The 8,771-nt window shown below is 55.6% G+C and carries 9 protein-coding genes; 3 read left to right on the top strand and 6 right to left on the bottom strand.

Annotation, left to right across the window (positions count from 1 at the left end; translation table 11 throughout):
- Positions 1-330: 330 nt before the first annotated feature.
- The 5 genes from ACR0MJ_RS20530 to ACR0MJ_RS20510 are packed head-to-tail and all read right to left on the bottom strand — an operon-like array spanning position 331 to position 3,213.
- Entirely contained in the window at positions 331-1,386 is a 1,056-nt protein-coding gene (locus ACR0MJ_RS20530; RefSeq protein WP_480762420.1) for an energy transducer TonB family protein, read from the bottom strand.
- Positions 1,383-1,760, bottom strand: a complete 378-nt coding sequence (locus ACR0MJ_RS20525; RefSeq protein ID WP_480762417.1) for an ExbD/TolR family protein — start codon at positions 1,758-1,760, stop codon at positions 1,383-1,385. Before ACR0MJ_RS20525 ends, ACR0MJ_RS20530 begins: the two co-directional genes overlap by 4 nt.
- 4 nt (positions 1,761-1,764) lie before the next feature.
- Positions 1,765-2,097, bottom strand: coding sequence for an ExbD/TolR family protein (locus tag ACR0MJ_RS20520; protein ID WP_480438001.1), 333 nt, complete (start codon positions 2,095-2,097; stop codon positions 1,765-1,767).
- A 25-nt stretch (positions 2,098-2,122) separates the two neighbouring features.
- A complete protein-coding gene (locus ACR0MJ_RS20515) occupies positions 2,123-2,785 on the bottom strand; it encodes a MotA/TolQ/ExbB proton channel family protein (RefSeq protein ID WP_480762413.1) in 663 nt (220 codons plus the stop codon).
- Positions 2,782-3,213 (bottom strand): hypothetical protein, encoded by a 432-nt coding sequence (locus ACR0MJ_RS20510; protein WP_170395121.1) that lies wholly within the window; start codon positions 3,211-3,213, stop codon positions 2,782-2,784. Before ACR0MJ_RS20510 ends, ACR0MJ_RS20515 begins: the two co-directional genes overlap by 4 nt.
- Before the next feature lie 272 nt (positions 3,214-3,485).
- Here ACR0MJ_RS20510 and ACR0MJ_RS20505 point away from each other — a divergent pair, with 272 nt between their 5' ends.
- A complete protein-coding gene (locus tag ACR0MJ_RS20505; protein ID WP_480762411.1) occupies positions 3,486-4,592 on the top strand; it encodes a saccharopine dehydrogenase family protein in 1,107 nt (368 codons plus the stop codon).
- Positions 4,593-4,595: 3 nt separating this feature from the next.
- Positions 4,596-6,107 (top strand): L-piperidine-6-carboxylate dehydrogenase, encoded by a 1,512-nt coding sequence (gene amaB, locus ACR0MJ_RS20500; RefSeq protein WP_480707547.1) that lies wholly within the window; start codon positions 4,596-4,598, stop codon positions 6,105-6,107.
- A 38-nt stretch (positions 6,108-6,145) separates the two neighbouring features.
- Here amaB and ACR0MJ_RS20495 read toward each other — a convergent pair whose 3' ends face one another.
- Positions 6,146-7,723: a DUF5928 domain-containing protein gene (locus ACR0MJ_RS20495; protein ID WP_480762408.1), complete on the bottom strand. Its 1,578-nt coding sequence runs from the start codon at positions 7,721-7,723 to the stop codon at positions 6,146-6,148.
- A gap of 140 nt (positions 7,724-7,863) precedes the next feature.
- Here ACR0MJ_RS20495 and ACR0MJ_RS20490 point away from each other — a divergent pair, with 140 nt between their 5' ends.
- Positions 7,864-8,682: a sulfotransferase family protein gene (locus ACR0MJ_RS20490; RefSeq protein ID WP_170423261.1), complete on the top strand. Its 819-nt coding sequence runs from the start codon at positions 7,864-7,866 to the stop codon at positions 8,680-8,682.
- The last annotated feature ends 89 nt before the right edge of the window (positions 8,683-8,771 follow it).

Raw genomic sequence — 8,771 nt, 5'->3', positions numbered from 1 at the left:
AGCCCGGTAGCTCGTCAGGCTCATAACCTGAAGGTCGCAGGTTCAAATCCTGCTCCCGCAACCAACTTTAGAAAATCTCAGAGCAGCCCGTAGCATAAACGCTGCGGGCGTTCCGCTGTGTACCAAGAGCCAAAAGACCCGCCAACTCCCCAACGAGTTCTATGGTAAGCTGTCCGTCATTGGGCAGCAGTCGAATCAGCTCTTTTTTGCCAATTTCTGCGCTTCGCCCATGGTGATCTTGCCGTGACGACCGATCGAAATCCTCTCGCTGGAGCGTGTTGAAGCATTCAGGGAACGATCAACTGGTTCGGCGAACTGCTGTCTTTGGTATCAACTATTTTGGTAATAAAACGATAGCCTGCGGCTTGACCCGCTTGGTGGACGGGGAAATGGAGCGGCGCGGATGACTTGATCTCTGGCGGCGCGTTCGATTTCAGGTGAGCCAGAGCTATCGACGATATCAACCCAAGCCAGTGATCCATCAGGATTAATTTCGAAGAATACCTGCGCAAACCCGCGGACCGGGACATAGACGACGGGCGTTTGATTGAGGTGGACCAGGACTTGTCCGGCATAGTTCGTGGTATCGGAGTTTCCAACGCCGCGACCCGAGGATTGATTTCTGCCACTGCTGGTTCGGAACGGGTCAGCCCCTTCCTTTTGATAAAGGCTAAGCGGCGACTCCAATGTTTGCGTAGGGTTGCGCAAATTGTCGAAGTTACTGAACCCATCGAGCGATTTTGGCGTATCCGTTGCGGGCCTTCTGTCCGGGAGGCGGGGGCGTTTGGAAACAGATACGGCCTGATCGGAAGGCGCGGCTTGTTCTTCTGGTGGCTCGTTTGTTGGCTCATCGACCGAACTTGGGATTTCTGGTTCGACTGCCGTACTCTTGAGTGGAGGGACCGGCGCAGTTGAGGCGTCTGTGGGCGGTAAAGCTGCCAAGCGCTCGGGTTCCGGGTCGACCACTGACGTTACGGAGGTATCTGCGTCTGTGGCTGGTTCCGGATTGGACGGGGCGACCGGTTTGGTCGGCACCTCTTCCTGAAGCTCTGATCGTGGGGCGACGGGCGCTCCGACATCGGGTGAAGATACCTGCTGAGGATTGGGGGAAGCGACGAGTGTATCGCTGATCGGGATGTCGGCAGTATCGGGCTTAACAGTGTCTTCAACCGGAGGCTCGGGGGCTTCAGCAGAGTCCGGCTGCACCGGGTCCGTCGTGTCTTCGGTGAATTCCTCGAATGTGTTGCCAAGCTCGATCAAACTGACCGATTCCTCATTGGTCCGCAGTTCTGGCAGGTTGGAACCGTAGAAACTGATCCCAAAGACATGCAAGACAAGCGAAAGCACACCCGCCAACGCAGCGATGGCCGCTGACTTCCGGATCATTTCAAAGCCTGCTGGGTCACGAGGTACACAGATGATGCCCCATGCCGCCGAAGGGCACCGGTTACCTCCATCAATCGTTGGCCAGAAACATTGCGGTCGGGGACAATCCTGACCGGTCCGTCATCATGGCTGGACATGAAAGCCTCAGGGTCGGTTTGCACTCCGCGAAAGCTGAGGATGCCATCAGCGTTCAAGACAAGCGCATCGGGAGGGTCGCGGCCTTCGAGTTCCGATGTGTCGACAAGCTGAAGCTCGGGATCAAGCGGTGGTGCCAGGGTGCCTGCAATCAGAAAGAAGATCAGCATCAGAAAGACGACGTTGATCAGAGGGATGGTCGAGTCTCGTTTGCGGCTTGGGCGACCAAAGCGGATCATCGGTCTACTCCAACACCGTGACGGTCAGGCCATCGCGGCCACGCAGCCTGGTCAGCAAATCCACAAGCCGTTGGGCGGACGTATCGGCATCAAGGCTCACCAGAGCCTGACCAGCCCCTATCTGCGCCGGCAGTTCATCCAGCGTCAGCGTTTCGCCATTCAAAGTCACGCGCTCCGCACCGATCTGAATGAAAATTCTCTCCACCGGCTCAGCCGAGGCTGATGCTCCTGAGGTTGCGCTGCTGATTTCGATTTCCGCGAACTTTGAGAAAGTTGAAGACAACATGAAAAACAGCAACAGCAAGAAGATGACATCGATGAGCGGGGTCATCGACATCGGGCGTCTTACAAAGGGCGCCGTGTTACGCATGTTCAGCGTTCAGAATCTCGGTCCTGCCTGAGGCGGCCTGGTTCGAGTTGTTCGGGACCAGAACCGTACGCAGTGCTTTGTCCGCAAACACCCGTTCCCGGGCAGTTCGGCTTTCAAACCAAGACAAGACCATTGAAGTCGGCATTGCCACCGCAAGGCCAACGGCTGTTGTTACCAGAGCAACCCAGATGCCACCTGCCAACAATGAGGGATCGACAGAAGACCCGGCAGACTGAAGGCTTTGGAATGCATTGATCATTCCCAAAACTGTTCCGAACAATCCAAGCAGGGGTGCAAGCTGGGCGACCGTATCCAAAAGCCGAAATCCGCGCTCCAGCCCGGCCAGTGCCAATCCAGCTTCGGCATCCAGTCGAGCGTCCAGATCAGGAGTGTCCAGCGCGTCCATGGCGGCTTCGACAAGCGGTGCAAGATAGCTGCTGCTCTGAGCGAGGCGCGCGCGTGCAGTGGCTCGATCTCCAGCATCCCAGGCCTGCAGCGCTTGTGACAGAACCTTGTGCCGCCCTACGCCACAGGCAGCGAACTGCCAAAGCTTGTAAAGAGTAACTGCTACGGTCAGGACCGACATGACAATAAGGATAGCCACAACGGGCCCGCCAAGGGTCAGGATCTCTCGAAGAGAAGAGAGAATATTCATCCAAGCAACTCCACTTCAATCCGGCTGCTGAGCGTTAGGGTCGATTGACAGATGTCGCTCTGGGAGCCTTTTACCACGCATGAACTCGCGCCATTGATCAATGCGCGCCCAACAGTCGTGCAAGACATCTCTGGCAGATCGAACTGACGGACACGTGGGCGATCCAAAGGTAAGTCGCGAAAATCAAAAAGCGAGAGGGTAACGACACTGCCTTCGGTGTCAAATATCACCGTCTCGAATACGGCTTCATCGATAGTGGTTCCGGATTGGTTGGTCACCAGAAAGGTCAATCTGCAGGCACTGCCGACGTCTTCCAAGGCATTGAGCTCTAACGAAATCTCAGCGGCAGGTGCCTCAGCGGATTGGGCCAGTGCTGCAAAAGGAAGCAGGCATGCGAAACAGGTAAGCAGGACACGGAGAGATCTCATTGAAGGCACCTATATGCTTGGGCGAACCGTGATTGCCCGCGTTGTATAGCCGACAATGGTCCTCTCATACCTGATAGTACAATCACTTCAAAGGAGCGCTGAAACGATTGTGACTTCGACCATGTTCGAAGTCATTTTCGAATAAGCTATTTAGCAAAGTGACACATGATACGTCAAAATGACGTAATATTACCTCATTTCGTCAAGATACGATCTGCAATCCGAACAAGTCGCCCTTCATAATCAAAAGAAACACAGAATGGAGGCGCGTTTTGAGCTGGAATATTTGCGTAGTCGGGGCGGGGAAGATCGGTCAGATGATCGCGACTTTGCTGAAAACCTCGGCACATTACACGGTGACTGTTGCCGATCACGATCTTGCGGCCCTGTCAGCATTCAAGAAACGGGGCATTTCTACGCGGCAGATTGATGCCAGCGATAGCGCGGGCTTGGAGAAAGGCCTTAAAGGGTTTGATGCGGTGATCTCTGCCGCGCCGTTCTTTCTGACACCGGCAATTGCAAGCGCAGCTAAAACTGTTGGGGCGCATTACTTTGACCTGACCGAAGATGTCGCCGCCACCAACGCGGTGCGCGAGCTGGCGCAGAACAGCGAGACGGCATTTATGCCGCAATGCGGGTTGGCCCCCGGGTTTGTCGGGATTGCGGGCGCTGCGCTGGCGGCCGAGTTCGATGAAATCGACGGCCTGCATATGCGGGTCGGGGCGTTACCGCTCTATCCGACCAACGCGTTGAAATATAACCTGACTTGGTCAACTGATGGGCTAATCAACGAATACTGCAATCCATGTGATGCCATTGTGAATGGCGAGAGGGTCAAGACCGCCCCCCTCGAAGATTATGAGCTGATCGGCCATGACGGAGTCGAGTACGAGTGCTTCAATACATCGGGCGGGCTGGGCACCTTGCCCGAGACGCTAGACGGTAAGGCGAAGGCGGTATCCTATCGCTCGATCCGCTATCCGGGCCATCGGGATATCTTGCGCTTGTTGCTCAGTGACCTGGGACTAGAGCGTCGCCGCGATCTGCTGAAAGAGATTTTTGAAACGGCCTTGCCGCGTACGGATCAAGATGTCGTGCTGGTCTACTGCACGGCAAAGGGCATCGTTGATGGCACGTTGCGTGAGAAATCCCTGATCAACAAATCCTTTGCGCGCACCATAGATGGACAAGTCTGGAGTGCGATCCAGGTCACCACTGCGGCAGGCGTATTGGGTGTCGTCGATCTGATGCGGACAGGGGTTCTGCCCTCGAAAGGCTTTGTTCGGCAAGAGCAGGTAAAGCTTGCCGATTTCCTGAACACCGAATTTGGCCGGCTTTATCGCGCCGGTGACGTTACCGAACAAAACAAGGCGGCTTGAGATATGAAAGACATTATAATGACTGCTGAAACCACGCTTGCGAATTTGGACCTGACTGCAGCTGAGCTTAGCGGCGGGTCGCTGCGGGTGACCTCTCCGATAGATGGCAGCCTGTTGGCCGAGGTTCACGAAACTCCGGTTTCCGAGATGGGGGCCATCTTTGCCCGCTCGAAAGCGGCGTTCAAGGAATGGCGCGTTGTGCCGGCTCCGCGCCGGGGTGAGTTGATCCGACTGCTGGGCGAAGAGCTGCGGGCCGCCAAGGACGACCTTGGCGCGCTTGTCAGTTGGGAGGCAGGCAAGATCACCTCGGAAGGTCTGGGCGAAGTGCAGGAGATGATCGACATCTGTGATTTTGCTGTTGGTCTGTCGCGGCAGCTTTATGGTCTGACCATTGCTTCGGAACGCCCGGGTCATCGGATGATGGAAACGTGGCATCCGGCGGGACCGGTCGGAGTGATCTCGGCCTTTAATTTCCCGGTGGCGGTATGGTCGTGGAATGCTGCGCTGGCCCTGGTCTGTGGTGATCCGGTAGTTTGGAAACCGTCCGAGAAAACGCCTCTGACCGCGTTGGCTTGCCAGAAAATCTTTGAGCGGGCGTTGGCCCGGTTTGGTGACGCCCCCGAGGGGCTTTTGCAGACCCTGATCGGTGGTGCCGATCTGGGTGAGGCGCTGGTTGCCAGCGAGGATGTGCCGATCATTTCAGCCACCGGCTCGACCCGGATGGGCCGCGCGGTTGCGCCGATCGTGGCGCAGCGCTTTGGCAAGTGTATTCTGGAACTCGGCGGCAATAACGCGATGATCGTTGGGCCGTCGGCGGATCTGGAAATGGCGGTTCGCGCGATTGTATTCTCGGCTGTGGGAACGGCAGGGCAGCGCTGTACGACACTGCGGCGGTTGATTGTACACAACTCGATCCGCGAGGAACTGGTTGGGCGTCTGAAGAAAGCCTATGCAGGTCTGCCCATCGGTAATCCGTTGACCGAGGGTACGTTGATTGGGCCGTTGGTGGATGAAGCTTCGGGCAATGCGATGACCGCAGCGCTTGAATCAGCAAAGGCCGAGGGTGGTGCCGTGTTCGGAGGTCAGCGCGTGACCGAAGGTGTGCCGGGCGGTGTTTATATGCAACCGGCCATCGTTGAGATGCCGGGCCAGACCGCGACTGTGAAGGCCGAGACCTTTGCTCCGATCCTTTACGTCATGGGCTATGACGATTTTGCCGAGGCGATCGAGATTCAGAACGACGTGCCACAGGGCTTGTCGTCCTGCGTTTTTACACTGAACATGCGCGAAGCCGAGCAATTCCTGACAGCGGCCGGGTCGGATTGCGGGATTGCCAATGTGAACATCGGCCCGTCCGGGGCCGAGATCGGTGGCGCATTTGGTGGCGAGAAGGAGACCGGAGGCGGGCGCGAAAGCGGATCAGATGCCTGGAAAGCCTACATGCGCCGTCAGACCAACACGGTAAACTATTCAGCCGAGTTGCCATTGGCGCAGGGTGTCAAATTCGACATCTGAACGCGAATGTCCGGCGGCACCTGATCGTGCCGCCGGATTCAATCAGCGAACAGGTAATCCAGTTGCATGATCGCTTTGGCCTGATCGGCACTGATCCCCAGAAATTCCGCAATAATCACCTCATTCTCCGAACGTTCCGCTGCCTCACGCAAATGGAACAGCCCATCATTCTGGGTGCTGCGGATCAATTCGGATTCGTAAGCCAGCGCATTGCGAAGGGTCGGTAGCAGGCGTGCAAGAGAATCCTGTGAGCTGTTCTGGCCCGCAAGACCGACACGATGGGCATGGCCCGTCAGATATTCATCTGAATAGGCACATTCGATTTCCAGAACACGTGTTTGGGCCTGATCTGCACAGAAATCCTGAATGACGTCCAGATTGGCCGGATCTACGCAGAGTACCAGCCTGTCGCTTTGGAAATAATCGAACAACATACGTGCAACGGCCCGCCGATGGCGCGACCGCTTAATCAGGGTCGTCTCGATTCCACCCAAATCGGGCAATGGCGTATCCTGCTCATCATAGATGTATTCGATGCAGGGAATGGGGGTTTCCGACGCGATCTGGTCAACAAGCCGTTTGGCGACATGCCACTTCTTGCAAACGATCAGAAACGCCTGCCGCTCGGGGCCTAACGTATTGCCGACCTCCCAAAAGCGCTGAGCGAAACGTCGTCCTACCCGACCGCGACCGGCAAGGAAGTGATACAGATTACGCCCTTCGTCCGAGATGTGGAACGTGACCCCTTCGCTGGCATAAAGCTGACCCAACCGTTCCTTCAACTCATGGGCCTCGGGGCTGATCTTGCGAGCGAACAGGTAGTTCTGCCCCAACAGCATGTCATAGTGATCATTATAGAAGGTGACAGGCATGCCATAGTCGGAAAACACCAAAAATGTCACTGTACGGTTTTCGATTTCCTGCTTCGGGACGAGGTGGCGAACAAGCGTCTGAAAGAACGTCTCGTCCGGAATCCAGGTGGTCGAGAAAAACCGGACCACATCGCGGCGTTGGCGCAGGAAGTCCAGAATCATCTCGACTGTGCGACGGCGCAGGCACCACCACTGGCTGCCGATCTTGACCTGCAGGTCTGCGGGTATGCCGCGGGTCAGACCGAAACGCTTTTGCATTTCGTATGCGGCATAGAACAGGCGCGGCTGATTGCGTTCGTTGAAATAGTGACGATAGATCAGCCGGTCTTCTTTCATTCCGGTCTTAATCCAATTGCTTTCGAAGAAGTCATGGCTTTCGATGAAATCCATGTCGCGTTCATCAAGAAAGCTGTGCACATACTCGGCGGTTTTAATTGCCATGCAATCGCCGGACAGCATGTAAAAATGGGTGACCCTTGGGAACTGATCCACCGCCGCCTGTAATGCATGGAGCGTGGCCTGAACCAGTGACCATTCGCCCCATCCGCATTTGATCCGCTTCGTTGCAAATGTGACATTGCGGTTATCTTTCAGGGCGTCGCGTATCTGCGCATAATCCGTATCGTTGGCGCGAGCGTCAAAATGGATCGCCATACAATCGCCGGCAGCCGTTAGCTGACTGGCCTGCGCAATGATCGCGTCAGGATCTTTGTGGCACAGCAAGATATAGGCAATCTTTGCCATTTGCGTCTCGTAATTCCCCGTTTCTGCCCAATTGCAACCGTGATACTGAGGATGAGCGATTGAATAAACAGAATATTTTTGGTTCTTTGGGTCAAAATGCCGGAGTATCAATGCGATAACTGGCTAAGGAGGCGCAGTAGATGGGTTTTCCAGGAACATGGATGACCGAAAGTCAAAGCATGGTCTACCGTGTTGTGCCGAAATGCGCCTGCTCGACGATCGGGCAAATCATGTATTTCTCGGATCATGGCAGCTTCTTTGATGGTGACATTCACGACGCCAAGGACGGAATGCACAAGTGGGCCTTTGGTGCCAGTCAGGATCCGATTGCCAGAAATGTTCAATCGCACCAGTCCTATACGTTTACCTGCGTGCGTAATCCCTACACACGCATTCTCAGTTCCTTTTTTGACAAGATCTGCGGCATCCAGCGCAACGGCAAACGCTATCGCGGCAATCTGGTGCCAACGCTGATTTACAACTATGGAATCGAAGTCGGGGGTGACGACGGCAAGGGCGAGTTTGACCAAATTGCCAGTTTCCGCCGGTTCCTTTTATTCGCACGTGACACGATCCGTTGGCGGCGTCCGATGGACCCCGACATTCACTGGTCGGCCATGTCTGGCCATGTCTCGACGCTGATCGCTAATGGCGGGCGATATGATCGGATTTTTTGGACCGAGAAGTTCAACGATGGGATGCAGGGTGTGTTGGACAATCTTGAAACCTCGCATCCCGTGACTCTGTCCGAAATCCCGCGCTTCAACGAATCCGAAGGCCATGGGCCAAAACGCGTGCATCCGGTCGAGGATTACTTTGACGATTTGTCGATGCATCTGGTCTACGAGATCTACAAACAGGATTTTGAACTGTTCAAGTATGATTTCGAAAATCCCGCCAACAAAATGCCGACGGGTGAGATCGATCTGGATGAGATTCACGCCAAGCTGGGTGATTAAGACGCTCGAAGTGTGACGCTCCCGCCCATCGTCAATGTCTCTTGTGAGACATCTCCTCTGGTTGGGCCCGGCGCCGCGTAATGCCCGGC

Source organism: Ruegeria sp. C6, assembly GCF_056537625.1.
The sequence above is the reverse complement of the archived record's forward strand: the minus strand, read 5'-3'. Positions and strand labels throughout refer to the sequence as shown.

What these genes read in the sequence shown, in the direction of transcription:
- ACR0MJ_RS20530 (WP_480762420.1), bottom strand. Translation starts at nt 1,386, where the DNA reads ATGATCCGGAAGTCAGCGGCCATCGCTGCGTTGGCGGGTGTGCTTTCG.
- ACR0MJ_RS20525 (WP_480762417.1), bottom strand. Translation starts at nt 1,760, where the DNA reads ATGATCCGCTTTGGTCGCCCAAGCCGCAAACGAGACTCGACCATCCCT.
- ACR0MJ_RS20520 (WP_480438001.1), bottom strand. Translation starts at nt 2,097, where the DNA reads ATGTCGATGACCCCGCTCATCGATGTCATCTTCTTGCTGTTGCTGTTT.
- ACR0MJ_RS20515 (WP_480762413.1), bottom strand. Translation starts at nt 2,785, where the DNA reads ATGAATATTCTCTCTTCTCTTCGAGAGATCCTGACCCTTGGCGGGCCC.
- ACR0MJ_RS20510 (WP_170395121.1), bottom strand. Translation starts at nt 3,213, where the DNA reads ATGAGATCTCTCCGTGTCCTGCTTACCTGTTTCGCATGCCTGCTTCCT.
- amaB (WP_480707547.1), top strand. Translation starts at nt 4,596, where the DNA reads ATGAAAGACATTATAATGACTGCTGAAACCACGCTTGCGAATTTGGAC.
- ACR0MJ_RS20495 (WP_480762408.1), bottom strand. Translation starts at nt 7,723, where the DNA reads ATGGCAAAGATTGCCTATATCTTGCTGTGCCACAAAGATCCTGACGCG.
- ACR0MJ_RS20490 (WP_170423261.1), top strand. Translation starts at nt 7,864, where the DNA reads ATGGGTTTTCCAGGAACATGGATGACCGAAAGTCAAAGCATGGTCTAC.